Source organism: Arthrobacter sp. 9MFCol3.1 (genome assembly GCF_000620385.1).
GTDB lineage: Bacteria > Actinomycetota > Actinomycetes > Actinomycetales > Micrococcaceae > Arthrobacter.
The window spans coordinates 66,723-85,309 of sequence record NZ_JIBJ01000009.1 but is presented as its reverse complement, the minus strand read 5'-3'; the positions used below and the strand labels follow the sequence as shown (position 1 = coordinate 85,309).

General features: G+C 67.2%; 21 protein-coding genes. 7 read left to right on the top strand and 14 right to left on the bottom strand.

Annotated features, from left to right (window positions below; genetic code table 11):
• Positions 1-114 precede the first annotated feature (114 nt).
• From moaA to C560_RS0111390, 3 genes are all read left to right on the top strand, one after another.
• Complete coding sequence (gene moaA / locus C560_RS0111400) at positions 115-1,254, top strand: GTP 3',8-cyclase MoaA (RefSeq protein ID WP_026538300.1); 1,140 nt, start codon at positions 115-117, stop codon at positions 1,252-1,254.
• 8 nt (positions 1,255-1,262) lie between these two features.
• On the top strand, positions 1,263-1,529 hold the full coding sequence (locus C560_RS0111395; RefSeq protein ID WP_026538299.1) for a MoaD/ThiS family protein: 267 nt from the start codon (positions 1,263-1,265) through the stop codon (positions 1,527-1,529).
• A gap of 131 nt (positions 1,530-1,660) precedes the next feature.
• Positions 1,661-1,942, top strand: a complete 282-nt coding sequence (locus C560_RS0111390) for a hypothetical protein (protein ID WP_026538298.1) — start codon at positions 1,661-1,663, stop codon at positions 1,940-1,942.
• A gap of 22 nt (positions 1,943-1,964) precedes the next feature.
• Here C560_RS0111390 and C560_RS0111385 read toward each other — a convergent pair whose 3' ends face one another.
• The 8 genes from C560_RS0111385 to C560_RS0111350 form a co-directional block, all read right to left on the bottom strand.
• Positions 1,965-2,462 (bottom strand): hypothetical protein, encoded by a 498-nt coding sequence (locus C560_RS0111385; protein WP_043423003.1) that lies wholly within the window; start codon positions 2,460-2,462, stop codon positions 1,965-1,967.
• A gap of 57 nt (positions 2,463-2,519) precedes the next feature.
• A complete protein-coding gene (locus tag C560_RS0111380; protein WP_018774483.1) occupies positions 2,520-3,869 on the bottom strand; it encodes a M16 family metallopeptidase in 1,350 nt (449 codons plus the stop codon).
• A 104-nt stretch (positions 3,870-3,973) separates the two neighbouring features.
• Complete coding sequence (locus C560_RS0111375) at positions 3,974-6,232, bottom strand: polyribonucleotide nucleotidyltransferase (protein WP_026538296.1); 2,259 nt, start codon at positions 6,230-6,232, stop codon at positions 3,974-3,976.
• A 247-nt stretch (positions 6,233-6,479) separates the two neighbouring features.
• Entirely contained in the window at positions 6,480-6,749 is a 270-nt protein-coding gene (gene rpsO, locus C560_RS0111370; RefSeq protein WP_018774485.1) for a 30S ribosomal protein S15, read from the bottom strand.
• A 138-nt stretch (positions 6,750-6,887) separates the two neighbouring features.
• Positions 6,888-8,216 carry a kynureninase gene (gene kynU / locus C560_RS21655; protein WP_043423002.1) on the bottom strand — a complete coding sequence of 443 codons (1,329 nt, stop codon included), beginning with the start codon at positions 8,214-8,216 and terminating at the stop codon, positions 6,888-6,890.
• Positions 8,213-9,067 carry a tryptophan 2,3-dioxygenase gene (gene kynA, locus C560_RS0111360; protein WP_018774487.1) on the bottom strand — a complete coding sequence of 285 codons (855 nt, stop codon included), beginning with the start codon at positions 9,065-9,067 and terminating at the stop codon, positions 8,213-8,215. Before kynA ends, kynU begins: the two co-directional genes overlap by 4 nt.
• A 100-nt stretch (positions 9,068-9,167) precedes the next feature.
• The gene (locus C560_RS0111355; protein WP_026538295.1) at positions 9,168-10,151 is read right to left on the bottom strand and encodes a bifunctional riboflavin kinase/FAD synthetase; all 984 of its coding nucleotides are present in this window, start codon (positions 10,149-10,151) and stop codon (positions 9,168-9,170) included.
• Between the two features lie 191 nt (positions 10,152-10,342).
• Positions 10,343-10,726 carry a hypothetical protein gene (locus tag C560_RS0111350; protein ID WP_018774489.1) on the bottom strand — a complete coding sequence of 128 codons (384 nt, stop codon included), beginning with the start codon at positions 10,724-10,726 and terminating at the stop codon, positions 10,343-10,345.
• A 140-nt stretch (positions 10,727-10,866) separates the two neighbouring features.
• Here C560_RS0111350 and C560_RS0111345 point away from each other — a divergent pair, with 140 nt between their 5' ends.
• The gene (locus C560_RS0111345) at positions 10,867-11,322 is read left to right on the top strand and encodes a hypothetical protein (RefSeq protein WP_026538294.1); all 456 of its coding nucleotides are present in this window, start codon (positions 10,867-10,869) and stop codon (positions 11,320-11,322) included.
• 97 nt (positions 11,323-11,419) lie between these two features.
• On the opposite strand, the gene C560_RS0111340 is transcribed toward C560_RS0111345, so the two are convergent.
• Positions 11,420-13,048 carry a DUF222 domain-containing protein gene (locus tag C560_RS0111340; protein WP_081801685.1) on the bottom strand — a complete coding sequence of 543 codons (1,629 nt, stop codon included), beginning with the start codon at positions 13,046-13,048 and terminating at the stop codon, positions 11,420-11,422.
• A 167-nt stretch (positions 13,049-13,215) separates the two neighbouring features.
• Here C560_RS0111340 and C560_RS0111335 point away from each other — a divergent pair, with 167 nt between their 5' ends.
• Positions 13,216-13,770: an NUDIX domain-containing protein gene (locus C560_RS0111335; RefSeq protein ID WP_026538292.1), complete on the top strand. Its 555-nt coding sequence runs from the start codon at positions 13,216-13,218 to the stop codon at positions 13,768-13,770.
• An 83-nt stretch (positions 13,771-13,853) separates the two neighbouring features.
• Here the strand turns inward: C560_RS0111335 and C560_RS0111330 are convergent, their stop codons facing one another.
• The 3 genes from C560_RS0111330 to truB are packed head-to-tail and all read right to left on the bottom strand — an operon-like array spanning position 13,854 to position 15,746.
• Positions 13,854-14,378 (bottom strand): hypothetical protein, encoded by a 525-nt coding sequence (locus C560_RS0111330; protein WP_026538291.1) that lies wholly within the window; start codon positions 14,376-14,378, stop codon positions 13,854-13,856.
• Between the two features lies 1 nt (position 14,379).
• Complete coding sequence (locus tag C560_RS0111325; RefSeq protein ID WP_018774493.1) at positions 14,380-14,733, bottom strand: hypothetical protein; 354 nt, start codon at positions 14,731-14,733, stop codon at positions 14,380-14,382.
• The gene (gene truB, locus C560_RS21650) at positions 14,733-15,746 is read right to left on the bottom strand and encodes a tRNA pseudouridine(55) synthase TruB (protein WP_231494322.1); all 1,014 of its coding nucleotides are present in this window, start codon (positions 15,744-15,746) and stop codon (positions 14,733-14,735) included. The genes C560_RS0111325 and truB overlap by 1 nt, the downstream gene beginning before the upstream one ends.
• A gap of 82 nt (positions 15,747-15,828) precedes the next feature.
• Between truB and C560_RS0111315 the strand changes: the two genes are divergently transcribed.
• Positions 15,829-17,043, top strand: coding sequence for a pyridoxal phosphate-dependent aminotransferase (locus C560_RS0111315; protein ID WP_026538290.1), 1,215 nt, complete (start codon positions 15,829-15,831; stop codon positions 17,041-17,043).
• 92 nt (positions 17,044-17,135) lie between these two features.
• Positions 17,136-17,345 (top strand): hypothetical protein, encoded by a 210-nt coding sequence (locus C560_RS0111310; RefSeq protein ID WP_028278246.1) that lies wholly within the window; start codon positions 17,136-17,138, stop codon positions 17,343-17,345.
• A 67-nt stretch (positions 17,346-17,412) separates the two neighbouring features.
• Here the strand turns inward: C560_RS0111310 and trxA are convergent, their stop codons facing one another.
• The gene (gene trxA, locus C560_RS0111305; RefSeq protein ID WP_026538288.1) at positions 17,413-17,844 is read right to left on the bottom strand and encodes a thioredoxin; all 432 of its coding nucleotides are present in this window, start codon (positions 17,842-17,844) and stop codon (positions 17,413-17,415) included.
• Between the two features lie 214 nt (positions 17,845-18,058).
• Positions 18,059-18,568: a 30S ribosome-binding factor RbfA gene (gene rbfA / locus C560_RS0111300; protein WP_018774499.1), complete on the bottom strand. Its 510-nt coding sequence runs from the start codon at positions 18,566-18,568 to the stop codon at positions 18,059-18,061.
• Positions 18,569-18,587: the final 19 nt, after the last annotated feature.

Genomic DNA, 18,587 nt, shown 5'->3' with positions numbered 1-18,587 from the left:
CAGCCATGCTCCGGGCAGGGCTCCGGATCCCTGCAGGACATCGTTCCCGAATCCGTAAGATCCGTGCCGTCATGCAGCTGTGACGTGGGCCGCGAGGTGGCGTAGCCTGACTCTATGACAGTTCAACTGGGTATGCCCCAGCCCCGCGTGGCAGGCAGTCCCGGAGCGGGAATGCCTGCTGCAGCCGCGCTGTCCGGGCGTCCGGAGGGCCTGCCTGCCGGGCTCGTCGATCGCTACGGGCGCCGGGCCACGGACATGCGCCTCTCACTGACCGACAAGTGCAACCTGCGTTGCACCTATTGCATGCCGGCCGAGGGCCTGGAATGGCTGTCCAAGCAGGCGGTGATGTCCGCGGAGGAGATCGTCCGGATCGTGCGGATCGGCGTCGACATGCTCGGCGTGCGCGAACTCCGGCTCACCGGCGGCGAACCGCTGGTACGCGCGGACCTGCTAGATATCATCGCCGCGCTCCGCCAGGCCCACCCCGAGCTGCCGATCTCAATGACCACCAACGCCGTCGGTCTGGACAAGAAAGCCGCCGGGCTCAAGGCCGCGGGACTGTCCAGGATCAACGTCTCGCTGGACTCCCTGCACGAGGAAACCTTTGCCAAGCTGACCCGCCGGCCCTTCCTGGACAGGGTCCTCGCCGGTGTCGACGCCGCCTGGGCCGCAGGCCTGGGCCCGGTCAAGCTCAACGCCGTGCTCATGCGCGGGATCAACGACGCCGAGTCCCCGGCCCTGCTGGCCTGGGCACTGGACCGCGGCTATGAACTGCGCTTCATCGAGCAGATGCCGCTCGACGCCGACCACGGCTGGACCCGGCGGAACATGATCACCGCCGCGGAGATCCGCGAACTGCTTTCCGCCGACTACGTGCTCAGTTCCGACCCGCGGGACCGCGACGGCGCCCCGGCGGAACGGTTCGAGGTCCGGGCCCGCGTTCCCGGCACCGACCAGGCCACCGGCCCCGTGCTCGGCACCGTGGGCATCATCGCCTCCGTCACGGAGCCGTTCTGCTCAGACTGCCGCCGGACGCGCATCACCGCCGAGGGCAAGATCATGAGCTGCCTGTTCTCGCGCGAGGAAGTGGATCTGCTGGGGCTGCTGCGCGAGGGCGCCAGCGACGAACAGCTCGCTGAACGCTGGCAGGATGCCATGTGGATCAAGCCCAAGGCCCACGGCATGGACCATGTGGGCCTCGACGCGCCCGACTTCGTCCAGCCGGACCGCAGCATGAGCGCCATCGGAGGCTGATTTTTTTCGTGAATGTACGCTACTTCGCTGCCGCGCGCGCTGCTGCCGGCGTGGATGAGGAACGCTACGAGCTCGCCGACGGCGACACCCTCGCCTCGCTGCTGGAGGCGATCCTCGCCGTCGAGCGCCCCGAACCGCCGGCCGGTACGCCGCCGCTGGCCCGCCTCCTGTCCCGCTCCAGTTTCCTGCTCAACGAAGTTGCCGTCCGGGACCACGCCGCGGTGCTCAAGGCGGCCGACGTCGTCGACGTACTGCCGCCGTTCGCCGGCGGGTAGGACGGGCACGCCCGCGCCATGAAGCCGGTATGCCGGGTGCAGAAAATTCCGGGGTATCGCGTTTAGCTGGCCGGTTCTAGAGTGTGGAATATCCGCCGCGGCGGGCAACAAACACCAACGAGGAGGGCAGCATGTTCACCTTGCAGATCGAGCATAAGATCAAGGATTTCGCCATGTGGAAAGCGGCGTTCGACCGTGATCCGGTGAACCGCGCGGCGTCGGGCGTCACCGCGTACCGCATCAACCGACCCGTGGACGACCCGCACTCTGTAGTCGTTGAGCTGGACTTCGAGCAGCGCGAGCAGGCGGAGGCCTTGTTGGCCAATCTTCAGGCGAAGGTGTGGAACTCCGCCGGGGCGGCGCCCGCCCTTGAGGGAACTCCGAAGACCCGGATCCTGCAGGGAGCCGCCTGAGACCTTATGCGGGGACGAGGGCTCATGCCGGGACGGCGTCGCCCTCAGCGACGCGGCGGCACACAGTGGTCATGAAGGGTGTGAAGTCGCTCGCCTTGCCCAGGCGGAGACCGGCGGCGTGCGTCAGTTCGCCGTCGTCCACCCGGAAGGTGTGCCGTGCGGTGCCGCGGTCGCTGCGCCGTTCCACGGTCAATGTGCCACCCTCCATGCTGGCGCGCGCGGGCGCCTCGGGCGGCAGTCCGAGGCTGTTGACGTGGTACCAGAAGGTGTCGGGGTGGTCCGGGTCCGTCGTAAAGACACCATGGCCTTCGGAGCGGTTCCCGTCCGCGTCCGTGTGCCGGTAGCTCTGGGTGACGGCGAGCCCGGCGGCCGCCCGGGAAAAGATGATCTCGGTGTCCGCGCTGCGCGCCGGACCCCACGCCGTTGCCTCCCAGTGCGTCATCCCGGTCCAATGGCCCAGGAACCCCTCAAGCGCCTCGCATGCACTGCCTGGCAGTGGCCGGTCCACAGTTTCTCCCATATGGAGTTCCTCCCGAGTGACCCCGCCACCATCATGACGCCGCGCCAGCTGGAATGTCTAGGCCAGGAGCCCGAACGTCTCGGTTTCCTCGAACGGGCCGACCACCGTGACGGTCCGCGGGGCTGCCGCGAGCTCACGGGCGAGCTCCTGGACCTCGGCGGCTGTGACGGCCTTGATCTGGCGGAGTGTCTCGTCGATGTCCTGGTACTCGCCGGAGACCAGTTCCGCGCGGCCCAGCCGGGACATCCGGGAACCGGTGTCCTCCAGCGCCAGCACGATTCCGCCGCACAGCTGCCCCTCGGCCTTGCGGAGCTCCTCGTCTGAGATGCCGCCGGCAGCCAGCTTGTCCAGTTCGGCGCCCAGCAGATCAATGACCTGCCGGACCTTCGACGGCGTGCATCCGGCGTACATGCCGAAATAGCCGGCGTCGGCGTAGGAGGAGGCGAACGAGTAGGTCGAGTAGACGAGGCCGCGCTTTTCCCGGACCTCCTGGAAGAGCCGGGAGGACATGCCCCCGCCGAGGACGGCGTTGAGAACGCTCATGACGAAGCGCCGGTCGTCCGTGGCGACCAGCGAGGGGCAACCCATAATGATGTTGGCCTGTTCTACCTGCCTCTTGACCACATGCAGGCCGGCCGTGCCGGTGATGGATGCACGCTCGGTGGAGCGGCGCTGCACGGGGGCGGCGGCGGCCTCAAGGTTCCAGCCGGCGGAGTGCAGGGCCTCCACCACGAGCCCGCAGACGACGTCGTGGTCCAGCCCGCCGGCAGCGGTGACCACGAGCTCGTCGGGACGGTAGTAGCGGCGGTAGTGGTCCCACACCGAGTCGCGCGCCACGGCCCGGATGGCTGCCGGGGTGCCGCCGATGGGGCGGCCCAGCGGGTGCGTTCCCAGCACGGCGGCGACGAAGTTCTCATGCGCGACGTCGGTGGGGTCGTCGCTGTCCATGGCGATTTCCTCGAGGATGACGTCCCGTTCCTGCTCCATCTCCTGCGGGTCCAGGACCGCGCCGGTGATCATGTCCGCGATGACGTCGATCGCCATGGGAAGGTCGGTGTCCAGCACGCGGGCGAAGTAGCAGGTGCTTTCCTTCGCGGTGGCGGCGTTCGATTCCCCGCCAACCTCGTCGAAGGCCGAGGCGATCTCCAGCGCGGTGCGGCGCTTGGTGCCCTTGAAGAGCAGGTGCTCCAGGAAGTGCGTGGAGCCGTGCTGGCCGGGGGCCTCGTCGCGGGAGCCGACGCCGACCCAGAAACCGATCGTGGCAGAGCGCTGGCCGGGCATCGCTTCGGTGAGGACGCGGACGCCGCCGGGCAGGACCGAGCGTCGCACCTCGGAGCCGCCGTCGGCGCCGTGGATCAGGGTGTCAGCGTGCTGGTTCTGCTCTAGCGGCAGGGGGACGACAGTCATCAAGGCCTTTCATTGAACACATGCCAAATCTGCCTGCCATCCTACCTTTAACAGCAGCGGGGCCGGTGGTTGATCCACCGGCCCCGCTGCTGTGATGCTCGAGACTACTGTGCGGACTCCTCGGAGACCTCAGCGTTGTCTGCGTTTTCTGCGTTGTCTGCGCCTGCCTCGTCAGCCACTACGGGCGACAGGGACAGCTTTCCGCGATCGTCGATCTTGGTGATTTCCACCTGGATCTTCTGGCCCACGGAGACGACGTCGTCGACGTTGTCCACGCGCTTGCCGCCGGCGATCTTGCGCAGCTCGGAGATGTGCAGCAGGCCGTCCTTGCCCGGGGTCAGGGAAACGAAGGCGCCGAAGGTGGTGGTCTTGACGACCGTGCCCAGGTAGCGCTCACCGATTTCCGGGATCTGCGGGTTGGCGATGGCGTTGATCGCGGACCGTGCTGCGTCGGCAGACGGGCCGTTGGTGGCGCCGATGTAGACAGTTCCGTCGTCCTCGATCGAGATGTCGGCTCCGGTGTCTTCCTGGATCTGGTTGATCATCTTGCCCTTCGGGCCGATGACCTCGCCGATCTTGTCAACCGGGATCTTGACCGCGATGACGCGCGGCGCGAACTCGGAGAGCTCATCCGGGGTGTCGATCGCGGAGTTCAGGACGTCCAGGATGTGCAGGCGGGCTTCGCGGGCCTGCTTCAGGGCGGCGGCCAGGACCGAGGCGGGGATGCCGTCGAGCTTCGTGTCCAGCTGGATGGCCGTGACGAACTCGGAGGTACCGGCAACCTTGAAGTCCATGTCGCCGAAGGCATCTTCGGCGCCGAGGATATCGGTCAGGGCGGCGTAGCGGGTCTGGCCGTCAACCTGGTCGGAAACCAGGCCCATGGCGATACCGGCAACGGCAGCCTTCAGCGGCACGCCTGCGTTGAGCAGGGACAGCGTGGAGGCGCAGACGGAACCCATCGACGTCGAACCGTTGGAGCTGAGAGCCTCAGACACCTGGCGGATGGCGTAGGGGAATTCCTCGCGGGACGGCAGCACCGGCATGATGGCGCGCTCTGCGAGGGCACCGTGGCCGATTTCGCGGCGCTTCGGGGACCCGACGCGGCCGGTCTCGCCGGTGGAGTACGGCGGGAAGTTGTAGTTGTGCATGTAGCGCTTGCGCGTCACGGGAGACAGCGAGTCGATCTGCTGTTCCATCTTGAGCATGTTCAGCGTGGTGACACCCATGATCTGGGTCTCGCCGCGTTCGAAGATGGCCGAGCCGTGGACGCGGGGCAGAACCTCAACCTCGGCGGTGAGCTGGCGGATGTCCGTCAGGCCACGGCCGTCGATGCGGATCTGGTCCTTGAGGATGCGCTGGCGCACAACCTGCTTGGTAACGGAGCGGAAGGCTGCGGACAGCTCCTTCTCGCGGCCTTCGAACTGGCCGGCCAGGGAAGAGGTGACCTCGTCCTTGAGCTCGTCGGACGCGGTGTCGCGTTCCTGCTTGTCGGCGATCTGGAAGACAGCGGCCAGCTTCTCGGCGGCAGCGGACTCCACAGCGGCGTAGACGTCGTCCTGGTAGTCCAGGAAGACCGGGAACTCGACGGTCGGCTTGGCGGCGCGGGCTGCCAGGTCGGACTGTGCTTCGCAGAGGGCCTTGATGAACGGCTTGGCAGCCTCGAGGCCTTCGGAGACAACCTCTTCGGTCGGGGCGGTGGCGCCCTGTTCCTTGATGAGGTTCCAGGAGTTGTCGGTCGCTTCGGCTTCAACCATCATGATGGCGACGTCGTCACCGGCGATGCGGCCGGCGACGACCATGTTGAAGACAGCGTTCTCGAGCTGGGAGTGCTTCGGGAACGCAACCCACTGCGAGCCGTTCTCGTCGGCGACGAGGGCAACGCGGACGCCGCCGATCGGGCCGGAGAAGGGCAGGCCGGAAAGCTGGGTGGACATCGAGGACGCGTTGATTGCGACGACGTCGTAGAGCTCGTCCGGGTTGATGGACAGCACGGTGACGACGATCTGGACCTCGTTGCGCAGGCCCTTGACGAACGCGGGGCGCAGCGGGCGGTCCATGAGGCGGCAGGCCAGGATGGCTTCCGTGGAGGGACGGCCTTCGCGGCGGAAGAACGAGCCCGGGATGCGGCCGGCGGCGTACATACGCTCTTCGACGTCGACGGTCAGCGGGAAGAAGTCGAAACCTTCACGCGGGTGCTTGCCGGCGGTGGTTGCGGACAGCAGCGCGGTCTCTTCGTCGATGTAGACCATCGCTGCGCCGGCTGCCTGCTTGGCAAGGCGGCCGGTTTCAAAGCGGATTACACGCTTGCCGAAGCGGCCATTGTCAATGACTGCTTCTGAGAACTGGATTTCGGGACCCTCCATAGAGAGTCACCTCCGTTTCTTGGTTCACGGAGCCCAGCCGCATCAACCCAGTCCAGCATCTGTCTACTGGCCTGCACTGCACCCGGTCATCGATCGAGACCCACGGGCCGGGCCTCATTCCTTGAGGCCGTTCCCGGGGATCACTACCGAGGACCGCGAATGCGTGATGCGGTTGATCCTCCTGTTTAGTTTTTTCCTGAAGAAGGCGGCCCTTTCCGGTCCGGAAGGGGCCGCCCCTTAAAGCTGACTAGCGACGCAGGCCGAGGCGCTCGATGAGCTTACGGTAGCGGGTGATGTCAGTGTTCTTGAGGTAGGTGAGCATGCGCTTGCGACGACCAACCATGGCCAGCAGACCGCGCTGGGTGTGGTAATCGTGCTTGTGCTCCTTCATGTGCTCAGTGAGATCCTTGATCCGCTGAGTCAGGACTGCAACCTGGACCTCCGGCGAACCGGTGTCGCCTTCGGACGTTGCGAAATCCTTGATGATGGACTGCTTTACAGCGGCTTCAAGTGCCACAATAACTCCTAGAGATGTGCCGTGAGGCCCGAATCAGTAATGCACTGCCGGGGGTGCTGTCCCGGAATCCCCCGCCGAAGCCGGGCATTCCGTACACAACAGGAGCCAGCCGCCACGGACTGCAGCCGGATCCAACGTTCAGTTTAGTGGCACGTCCGCGGTCTTGTCGAAACCGGCGGGCGCGCCCGCCGGCCCGGCCGGCGATGCGGATCCGCTTTCCTGGCCTGCGAGCAGCGCACGAATTGCCTCGACGCCCCGGTACAGCTCCGCGAAGGAGGTGCTCAGCGGCGACAGCCCGATCCTGATGCCATGCGGGGCGCGGAAATCGGGAATCACATCCTGGTTCCACAGCGTGGCCGTCATTTCACGGAAGGCCGGGTGGTCGATTGTCACATGGCTGCCGCGCAGTTCCGCGTCCCGCGGGGTGGACAGCTGCACGCCGGCCGGCGCCAGCCAGGCATCGTAGAGTTCGAGGGCATACGCCGTCAGCAACCGTGACTTCCCACGCAGTGACGCCATCCCCGCTTCCTCGATCAGGTCCAGGGTGCCGCGCATGGCGAGCATCCCGAAGATCGCCGGAGTGCCGCTGAGGAAGCCGCGGATGCCGGGAGCGGCCTCGTAGCCGGGACCCATTTCGAACGCGTCCTTGCGTCCCATCCAGCCCCAGATGGGCTGCTGCAGTCCGGCCAGGTGCCGGGCGTTGACGTAGGCGAACGCGGGCGAACCCGGTCCCCCGTTCAGGTACTTGTAGGTGCAGCCTGCCGCGAAGTCGACGTCGGCGTCGTCCAAAGCGATCTCCACAGACCCGGCGGAGTGGCAAAGGTCCCACACCACCAGGGCGCCGGCGTCGTGGACTGCGGCGGTGATGGCCGGCAGGTCCGCGAGGAAGCCGGAGCGGTAGGCGATCTGGCTCAGGACCACGACGGCGGTGGCCGGGCCGGTGGCGTCCCGCACCTGCTCGACGGTGACACCGGAGGCGGGATCGGCGTCGATCCAGCGCAGGGTCAGGCCTTCTTCGCGGGCGATTCCCTCCACCAGGTAGCGGTCGGTGGGGAAATTGTCCGTGTCCAGGACGATCTCGGTCCGGGCCGGATCGGTGACGGCCGCCAGCGCGGCGCGGATGAGCTTGTACAGCACCACGGTGGTGGAATCGGCAATGATGGTCTGCCCCGGCGCCGCGCCGAGCACGGCGCGGCCGAGCTGGTCGCCGATCTTCTGGGGCAGTTCAAGCCATTCCTCGTCCCAGCCCCGGATCAGGCGGCCGCCCCAGCTGTCCTGGATGAAGCTGCCGATGTCGGCGACAGTCCGCTTGAGCGGACGGCCCAGGGAGTTGCCGTCAAGGTAGGACAGGTCCGTGTCCGTGCCGACGAAGTGGTCGCGGTAGCCTGCCAGCGGATCCGCGGCGTCGAGGTCCAGGGCGCGCTGCCACAGGATGTCCGTCGCTTCGGTGTTGGCGGAGACGCTCACTGGCCGATCTCCGTCCGTACGGCGAAGAGCTCGGGGAAGAAGGTCAGTTCGAGGGCCTTCTGCAGGAACGCGGCGCCGCTGGATCCGCCGGTGCCGGCCTTCATGCCAATGGTCCGCTGGACAGTGCGCAGGTGGCGGAAACGCCACAGCTGGAAGTTGTCCTCAAGGTCCACAAGTTCCTCGCAGGCCTCGTACGCGCCCCAGTTGTCGGCGGCGTTCTCGTAGATGTACTTGAACACCGGGACCAGTTCGGGGCAGAACTCGTGGGCCTTGGTGACGTCGCGCTCCAGCACGGAGGCCGGGACGTCAAAGCCCTGGCGCTTGAGATAGGCGAGGAAATCGTCATAGATGCTGGGGGCTTCGAGCAGTTCGCGCAGCATCTCGTGGGCTTCGGGGTCCGATTCGAACACCGGAAGCATCTTGGCGTTCTTGTTGCCGAGGAGGAACTCGACCGCACGGTACTGGCTGGACTGGAATCCGGAGGAGTTGCCGAGGAACCCACGGAACTGGGAGTACTCGGTGGGCGTCAGGGTGGCCAGCACGGACCATTGCTCGGTAAGCGTCTTCTGAATGTGCTTGACGCGGGCGATCGCCTTCAGGGCGGACCCGAGGTCGTCCGACCGCAGCCACGCGGCGGCGCTGCGAAGCTCGTGCAGCACCAGCTTCAGCCACAGCTCCGTGGTCTGGTGCTGGATGATGAACAGCATCTCGTCGTGGTGTTCCGGGGTGCTGACCGGCTGCTGGGCGCTGAGCAGGGTGGGCAACTGCAGGTAGGACGAGTAGCTCATCCGCGCGCTGAAGTCCCGGACAATGTCCTGGTCCAGTTCCCTCGTGTTTTTCTCGATGGTCATGCGTTCTTGCCTTCCTTGCCACATGGCTGCCAATCAGCGCGCGGCTCCAGTGAATCAGAACATTGTCAGCGCGGGGGCCGACGCCGATCCGGCCCGGTTTTCAGCGGGCGAACAGAAGGTCGTGGGCCTGGACGACATCCAGGCGCATCTGCTCCACCAAAGCTTCAGCCCCACGGTACGCCACCATGCCGCGGAGCCTGGCGACAAATTCCACCACAACTGTCTGGTCGTACAGATCGAAGTCGTCGGGAGACTCTTCCGGGCGGTCGATCACGTGGGCCTCGACCTGGCGGCTCACGCCGTCGAACGTCGGGTTCGAGCCCACGGAGATGGCGGCGGGCCAGCGCGTGCCGGCCTGGTCCACGAGCCAGCCGGCGTAGATGCCGTCCGCGGGGATGTACCCGGTAGCCGTCGAGGCGAGGTTCGCGGTGGGGAAGCCGAGGTCGCGGCCGCGTGCGGCGCCGTGCACCACCTCGCCGCGCATCCGGTGCGGCCTGCCGAGGACGGCAGCGGCGGTGGCAACGTCGCCCGCGCGCAGTGCCTCGCGCACCCACGTGGACGAACAGCGGCGGTCCGTGCCGTCGTCGTCGTGGATGGGAAAGCCCTCTGAGCCGAACTCGCTGATGACCAGCACCTCGAACCCGAGCTTCTTGCCCAGCTGCTGCATGGTGGAGAGGTCGCCGGAATTGCCGCGGCCAAACCGGGCGTCGTGGCCGACCACCACATGGCTGGCCTTGAGGCTGTCGACCAGCACTGTCGCGACGAATTCCTCGGGCGTGAGGCTGGCGAGCTCCAGCGAGTACTTCATGACCAGCACGGCGTCGAGGCCGAGCTCTCCGAGGGCCACGAGCTTGTCCTCCAGCCCCATGATCAGTTCGGGAGCCGATTCGGGGCGGTGTACCTGCGCGGGGTGCGGGTCGAAGGTGATGGCGACGGCGCGTGCGTGGTTCAACCGGGCGGTACGGATGAGCTGCGACAGCACCTGCTGGTGGCCGCGGTGCACGCCGTCGAAATTGCCGAACGTGACCACCGACGGACCAAAGTCCGCCGGGACCTCGGACAGATCGTTCCAGATGTGGACCATCAACCTCGCCTTTTGCTGCCTGCCATGAACTCCTCCGGAGCGACCGTGCCGGCTCCGGAACTCTCTAAGATTACCCGCAATCCGGGCAACTCCCGGACGGTCCGCCGGGCACCCGGGGCAGCCCCGCAAAGACCCCGCCGGCGGGACCAGGGTTAGGCGGCGGCAGGTCGAAGGTGTGAGGCGGGCGCGCACTATCGCCCGAGCAGAAGCCGCCGCTCGCTATCGCGCACCGCTTGTTTCCGCCAATTTCGCCAATGCAGCAGCACGGCGACGAGGATGAGGGGGACGTGGAGCCCGGGCAGGATATTCGCCAACCACCGCGGCAGGTAGATGTCCGTGACGGAGCCCGAGCCGTCGCCAAGAGTTTGCGCGACGACGGTCAACGGGCATTGGAAGCCGGTGCCTGCAAAGATCAGCGATTCGCCGGCGACCACGACGGCGGCAGCCCTCGTCTTCCGGTCATTGCGGCCCGTGATGCCGGCGTACAGGACGTAGGCCATACAGGCCTCGATCACGAGCCAGGCAAGGGTGTGGATCGTCTTCACTGCCCGCAGCATCAGACTGCGCTGGTCCATGCCTCCACCCTAGGCCCGCCCGGGCGCGCATGCTTGGGGCTTTCGGCCCGGTGCAGGGATGGGCGCCGCCTCTACTCTGGACCGTTCCCGCTCCGAGCCGCTAGGTTCTGAAGATGCGGAGGCCGGTGCAGCTCGGGTTGATGGGATGGATCCTTTGCCTGCTGATGGCAGGATGCGGTCTGCTGCCGGGCTCGACGACCGAAACCTGCGTCGACTGGATCCGTTTCGAGACCGCCCAGGAACAGTTCCGGCAGGCGACCCTGGTAGTGATCGGGACACCGCAGGGCACCGAGTCGGAAACCAGAATTTACGGCTACACGGCCCATATCCATCTCGTGGAGGTCGAGGACGTCCTGAAGGGCGATCCGGGGCCAGGGCCGCTCCGCATCGCTTCGATGCCGGTGACGTGCACCGGAGGGGTGTCCTATCCGGAAGGCGATCCACTCGACGGGCGCCGGCGGATGCTGATCTATGCCACCGAGCAGGACGGCTACTGGTTTACCGTGACGCCGGCGCAGGGTGCCGTTCCGTTCGACGTCGGCACGCCCCTCCCGTTCGAAACGTCCCCGACCGAAACCTCCCCCGCGCAGAAGTAGCCGTGCCGAAAGGTTTGGCGCAATGCGGGACCGGACGAGGCGCCGGTTCAGGAGTACCGGAATGTCAGTTGTGGCGCAGTGTCAGATGTAGCGAGGTTCATTCCAGGCGGAAGTACGTGTTCCGTCGGGGCGTCTGGGCTGGGTCGAGGTGCGGGGGTGGGATGAACCAGGGGATCCCGGCTTTGAGCTGGATGCTCCAGTGTTCCTTGTGGATCACATGGTGGTGATGGGAACAAAGCAGGGTTCCGTTCTCGGTTCCGGTGGTCCCACCGCGGGACCAGTAGGTGATGTGGTGGGCCTCGCACCACGGCGCCGGAATCGTGCATTGCGGGAACGCGCAGCCCCGGTCCCGGGCCGTGATGGCCTTGCGGATATGCGGCGGGAAGACGCGGGAGGCGCGGCCGATGTCCAGGACCCGGCCCTTCCCACCGAGGACGACGGGGATGATGTCGGCGTCGCGGGCGAGCTTGCGCACCGTGGACGCCGCAATGGGGCCGGTAAACAGCAGCGATCCCGTGCCGCCCTCGTTGTCGCTGCCGGCGCTGCCGAGCCGCTGGACGAGGTCCCGATAGTCGATGGTGGCCATGACCTGCGGCCGGAGCCCGCCTGCGGCGGGAAGACCTCCCGTGGCGAGGACAACCTTGCAGGCACCGACGAGGCCGTCCAGCAGCCGTTGCGGCCGGGAACGGAGGTCCAGCGGTGGTGCTTCGCCGTCCTCGGCGAACACTGAGGCCACCGCACTTACTGGATGCCCTGCCGGTCCGCCCCCGGCACGGTCGCCACCATCTATGCGGGGGTTGGTGGCGGTGTTCATAACGGTCACGAGGTGTTCGAACTGGTCGGCGGTGGCGAAGATTTCGAGGTGCCGCAGGCCGTGCCGGGGTTTGCGGATAAAGGCGCCCTGGATCCGGCGGAGCAGTTCCTCGGAGGGTTCCGCGCCGTCCTGGTCCAAGGCCTCCGTCCACCGGCGCGCGATCCGGGCCAGGAAGTCGGCGTCGTTGTCGATGGCCGTCACGGTCAGGGCATGTTCCATGGTGGCGGCGGCCTCGGGGAGGCAGCTGTGCCGCACCCGCTCCAGGGCGAGTGTGATGAGCGTTGCGGCGCGTGAGGCGACGTCTCCGGACGCGACGGCGGCGGCGAGTTCCTCCCGGACCGGCGGCCCGGTATGGCTGCCGCTGCCGGTGCGGGGCAGCAGCTCGGCGGCGAGCGTCAGCCGGCGCCGGGCCTCGGCGGCGCTGATCCGCAGCCGCGCCCGCAAAAACTCCGTGGTGTTCCGGAAGCCATCGTCCGCCGCGGCAGACAGGGTCGCCGGCCCATCTCCAGCGTCGGAATCCTGTTTCCAGCCCGTGAGCCAGCCCGCACCGGCCGCTTCCGCGCCCCAGCCGTGGGCGGCCGGCGCGGTCAACGCGGCCTGTTGGCGCGTCCGCTCCACCGCGGCCGCGGCAACGAGCTGGAAGTATTCGACCGTGCGGGACAGGTCCTCGACCCGGCCGGCAAAGTCCGCGGCCTCCCGCAGGCCGAACCGGGCAGCGTCGGCATTCACCATTGGGCTCGAAGAGCGCAGCGCCCCCAGCGCCGAGTCCACCGCCGCACCCGCGGCGCCCAGAGCACCGCCTGCTCCTGCTTCAGCCGCGCCGGGAACTGCAGCCGGGCGCGGAAGCCGGGAGGATACAGCCGGGCCGGCCCACGAGGCCCGATCCGGGATGAATTCTCCAATGGCTTCCATAGCTGAACTCTTCCAGAGGGGTCCGACAGGAATAGCGGAAGCGATTCTGCTCTCGCGCGCGACTCATAGTGGAGGGACCACCTCAGTGCACCCCAGTGCGCGTCGTGCACGTAACACTGCGTACGCCACCCGCCCTCCCAAGGACCGGTGCGTGGCAAGCTGTAGGGATGGACAGCACAGCCGCGCCCCAGGCCGGGGAATCACCGTTCGCACCACCGCTGCCGGGCGATCCGCGCCGCCCGTTGGGCCCACGCGATCCAGGCGATGCCTGGGTTGAGGGCGACCGGGGGCGGTTCTGGGGTCGGTTCGGATCCGCCGGGCTCCTGGTCCACGACCCCGCCAAGGGGGTCCTGCTCCAGCACCGCGCGCTATGGAGCGATCAAGGCGGCACGTGGGGGCTCCCCGGCGGCGCCTTGCACCAAGGGGAAGAGGCCATCCACGGCGCGCTGCGGGAAGCACAGGAAGAAGCGGCCGTGCCGCCGGAGAACGTCCGCGTCCTGTTTACGTCAGTGTTCGACGTCGGCTACTGGACGTACACGACCGTCGTCGCCGAAGCCCTGCAGCCCTTCGATGCCGCAATCAGTGATCCGGAAAGCCTCGAACTGCAGTGGGTGGGGATTGACGCCGTCGCCAGCATGCAACTGCACCCGGGCTTCGGCGCGGCTTGGCCCGGGCTGCGAAGCAGGCTCACCGAGGCCTTGCGCCTGACAAGTCCGGAGTAAGGGGCAACCCCCGCTGGTCGTTAGGTGAAGTCCCGGCGCGGGACGGGACGATCCGTCGTCGTCCCGCCGCGGACCACCCCGCCCTAGGCCTTGCGGGGCGCGGGCCGGCGGCGGTACAGCCAGATGAGTCCCAGGATCGGCAGCAGGAGCGGGATGAATCCGTAGCCGCGGCCAAACAGGGACCACACCGTCTCGTGCGGGAAGTTCACCGAGTCGAACACGCTGAGTGCTCCCACGACCAGGACGCCCACGAGCTCCACCAGGACTGCCGCCACGGAGACCTTGAACGCGGTGCGCCCCGGCTTCGCCAGGGACACGGTGGCCACGACGTAGACGGCGGCGGCGAACGCGGACAGCAGATACGCCAGCGGTGCCTCGGAAAACTTCGTGAGAATCTGGTAGCCGGCCCGGGCCGTCGCCGAAATCGCGAAGATGGCATAGACAGCAATCAGCAGCCGTCCCGGCCCGGTGTTGCGGGTATCGGTCAGCGCCGGCGCAGCTTCGGCGGATCCAGCGTCCGCCGGCCCGGTGGTCCGGGAATCCGGCCCCGCCGGGTTCCGGATGCCGTCGTGCGGGGAGTTTGCGCTCACGTTTTCTGCCTCTTCCATCTCAATACCAGATCTGGTTCATGCGGGCCGCCATCACCAGGGCGGTGACGCCGACGGCGGCCAGGACAAAGTTGCTCCAGCGGGTCCGCTCCAGGATGGACCAGTACACGGCCCCGATCGGGAGGATCATCGCCGTCGCCAGATAGCCCCAGAACTCCCATGACTCCCCCGCGATCCGCTCGCCGCTGGCCACCCGGACAATCGAACCCACCAGATAGACCAGGAGGGCAAGTTCGACGGCGGCGACCGACAGTATCGTCGTGTCGTTGGGCGCCTTCTTCAGGATGCCTGCGACGACGCAGATGACGCTGGAGAGCAGGCCAACCACCAGAATGATGTAGAAATACGCGTCCACTACTGGCCGGCCAGCTTTTCTGTGGGCTGCTTTTCTGTGGCTGGCTTTTCTGTGGGCTGCTTTTCTGTGGCTGGCTTTTCTGTGGGCTGCTTGTCGTTGCCGTGCTTTTCATTGTCCGGTGCGAAGACCAGCACAGGTTTGGCGTAGCTTCCCGCATCGGCCAGGAGGGCCACGAGCGAACCGTCCGGCGCGAACGCCGCCGCGGGTTTGTCCGCCGTCGCCGCCTCCGGCGTGCCGGCCGAGGCTCCAGCGGCGATCCTGCGGCCGAAGGAAATCTCAGTGGTCTCCGCCTCGCTCAGTTCACGGTTCGGCATCAGTGCCCGGGCGGCGTCCGAGATCTCCAGGACGTCCAGCTTCTCGGCCAATTGTTCGAGGGTGTGCGCCTGGTCAAGGGTGTACGGTCCCACTTGGGTCCTGCGCAGTGCCGTGAGGTGGCCGCCGACGCCGAGGGCATCACCGAGGTCGCGGGCCAGGGCACGGATGTAGGTTCCGGAGGAGCACTCCACGGTGACGTCCACGTCGAGGGCCTCCCCATCGTGGACAGGACGGGTCTCGTGGATCTCAAAGCGGTGGATCGTCACGGGCCGGGCTGCGAGCTTGACCTCTTCACCGGACCGGACCCGGGCATAGGCGCGTTCCCCGTTGACCTTGATGGCGCTGACGCTGCTGGGAACCTGGTCGATTTCCCCGGTCAGTGCCGCGACGCCGGCGCGGACGGCGTCCTCGGTGACCCCGGCGGCGCTGCGGGTGGCAGTGACCTCGCCTTCGGCGTCGTCCGTCACGGTGGATTCACCGAGCCTGATGGTGGCCGTATAGGTCTTGGACGTGCCCACGATGTAGGTCAGCAGGCGGGTGGCCTTGTTGATGCCCACCACCAGAACGCCGGTGGCCATCGGATCCAGTGTCCCGGCGTGGCCGACCTTTCGGGTACCGGCGATCCGCCGCATCCGTCCAACCACATCGTGGCTGGTCCAACCTTGCGGCTTGTCTACTATCACCAGTCCAGAAAGCACGCCTCCCAGTATATGCGGGCCAGCCCTGCCCCGACGCCCAGTCCCGCCGGCATCGCGGATGCCGGGCGTTAGGATGGCACACATGCCCGAGCTTGCCGCACATGTCCGCGACGTCCCGATCAACCAGATCCGTGAGATCACCGAAGCCGCCTGGGGAACCCCCGGTGCGATCGTGCTGAGTATCGGGGAGCCGGGCTTCGCAGTCCCCCGCCACGTCCTCGAGGCCGGCATGGCGTGCCTCGACCGGGACGAGACCAACTACACACCTAACGCCGGGATCCCCGCCCTGCGGGAGGCCTTCGCCGCCCGCTTCCGTGAACACAATGCGACGCCGGTCGGCGCGGAGCGCGTCTACGTGGTCGACGGCGCCCAGCAGGGCCTGCACTTCGCCATGAGCCTGCTGCTCTCCCCCGGGGACGAGATCCTCATCCCCAATCCCGGCTACCCCACCTTCGCGATGACGTCCAGCCTGCTGCACGCCGTCCCGGTCCGCTACCCGCTGTACCCGGAGCACGATTTCCAGCCGCGGATCGAGGACATCGAGGCGCTCATCACGCCCCGGACCAAGGTGCTGATCCTGAATTCTCCGTCCAATCCGCTCGGCGCTGTCCTGGGCGAGGACCTGACACGCCGTCTCGTGGAGCTGGCAAGGCGGCACGATCTGTGGGTCATCTCCGACGAATGCTACGAGGCGTTCACCTACGATGTCCCGCACGTCAGCCCGGCCCGCTTTGACAGCGACGTCCCGGGCGAAGCACGCGTTTTCACCTCGCTCACGCTCTCCAAAACCTACGGGCTCACGGGACTGCGGATCGGCGCCCTGATCTGCCCGCCGGGGCTGGAGCAGAAGATGAACAACGTCATGGAGTCGATCGTGTCCTGCGTGGCCTCGCCGTCGCAGTACGCCGCGCTGGCGGCGCTGACCGGCCCGCAGGACTACGTCAGCCACGCCCATGCCCATTACCGGGCCAACCGCGACGCGGCCTCGGCGGTGCTGCGCGCCCACGGCATCCCCTACCTCGCGGCCCAAGGCGCGTTTTATTTGTGGGCGGACGTCTCGCATGCCAGCGGCGGGGATGTCCGGTCATGGACGCGCCGCTTCCTGACGGACTCCCGCGTGGCCTTCGCCCCCGGCACAGCGTTCGGCTCCATCGGCGAGGGCTGGATCCGGATCGCGCTCTGCGGCAGCCAGGCCGATCTGGTGGAAGGCCTCGGGCGCATCCCTGCACGTAGGCCGGCAGCGGGCAGCGACAGGTCCACCGGCCCTATCGCCGGACCCGCCGGCGCCCTAGCCTGAGCTCACGGCGCTTCCGGGCTGGCCCGCCAACCTGGCGTCGGGCCGCCCTGGCCCGTCAGGGCGCCGTGGATTTCCAGCCGAGGGAGTACATCGTGTGGTGGCAAGACCTGCTGTGGGGTTTCTGGAATGGGCTGACGGCATGGATCGTCCTGATCGCCCATGTATTCGGGTTCTGGAGTGAATTCCCGTTCTATAACTCCGCCCGTGCGGGGAACTGGTACGACTTCGGCTACCTGCTGGGCATGGGATCCCCCGTACTCGGCGGCGGCCTGGGAGCCCGAGGGCGCTCAAGACGCCGCTAGTGCATGGCGAGATGGCATTTGGCGGCAATGTTGTGCCCGCGCACTGCCGTAATCTGTCATCTCGACGTCATCTTGCCGCCAGTGCATCGTCGAGCCAGCTGCGAAGGGCCGCGGCCGGCGGCGCCCCGGCCTGACGCGCCACCACCGCGCCGTTCTTGATGAGCAGCAACGTCGGAATGGCTTGAATATCGAACCGTCGGGACAGCCCCGGGGACGTGTCGACGTCGACCTTCACGAGCTTGAACGTCCCCGCCCTTTCCTGCGCCAGCTTGTCCAGCACCGGGCTGACCATTCGGCACGGGCCGCACCACGCCGCCCAAAAGTCGACGAGCACCGGAACGGACGACTGCTCCGCAACCACAGGGAAGTCGGCATCTCCCGCCGCCACGATCCACGGCAGGTCCCGGCGGCAGCTTCCGCAGCGCGGATGCCCGGCGGCGGCCGCAGGAATCCGGTTGGTCTTCCCGCAGTGCGGGCACTTGATCAGGCTGGAATCCACGGCGCTCCGGCGCCTCCCCGCATACCTGCAGTCATGGTTCCATGGGACTCCCCGCCCTAGAAAGGGCATAGGGTCGAAGGTCCCCCGGCCCGCCGCCGCCCCCTCGTCACGGCAGCCACCGCGTCCTCCGCCGGAACAGGCACCCCGGAACACCAACGAAAACAGCAGGGGCCGGATCCGTTACCGGTTCCGGCCCCTGCTGTGGAAAGAATTCTTACTTGTTGCGGTCCTCATCGATGGCGTCGTTGTCGATGAGGTCCAGGTCCTCTTCGTCAAAGTCGTCCTCGTCGAGCTCCACGTCCTGCGGCGTGTCGCTCTTGTAAGGATCGGCGTCGCCGGCGTGCTTTGCACTTTCGGCAAGCGCGGCCACCTCGGCGTCGCGCTTCTTCGCCGCCCGGAGCAGTTCCTCAAGGTTCGAGGCATTGACGGGGATCTGGTCGGCCACGAACTCGAGCGTCGGAGTCAGCCGAACAGTGATGTTCCGGCCGACTTCCTGCCGCAGCACGCCCTTGGCCTTCTCCAGCCCCTTGGCGGCATCGGCCTGGGCCACTTCGTCACCGAACACGGTGTAGTAGACAGTCGCGTGCTGCAGGTCGTTGGTCACCCGCGAGTCGGTCACGGTGACGCCTTCCAGACGGGGATCCTTCACCCTCCGGCCCAGCGCCTCAGCAACGACAACCTTAATCCGCTGCGCCAACTTGGCAGCCCGTGCGGGATCAGCCATTTCCACTCCTAAAAATTTG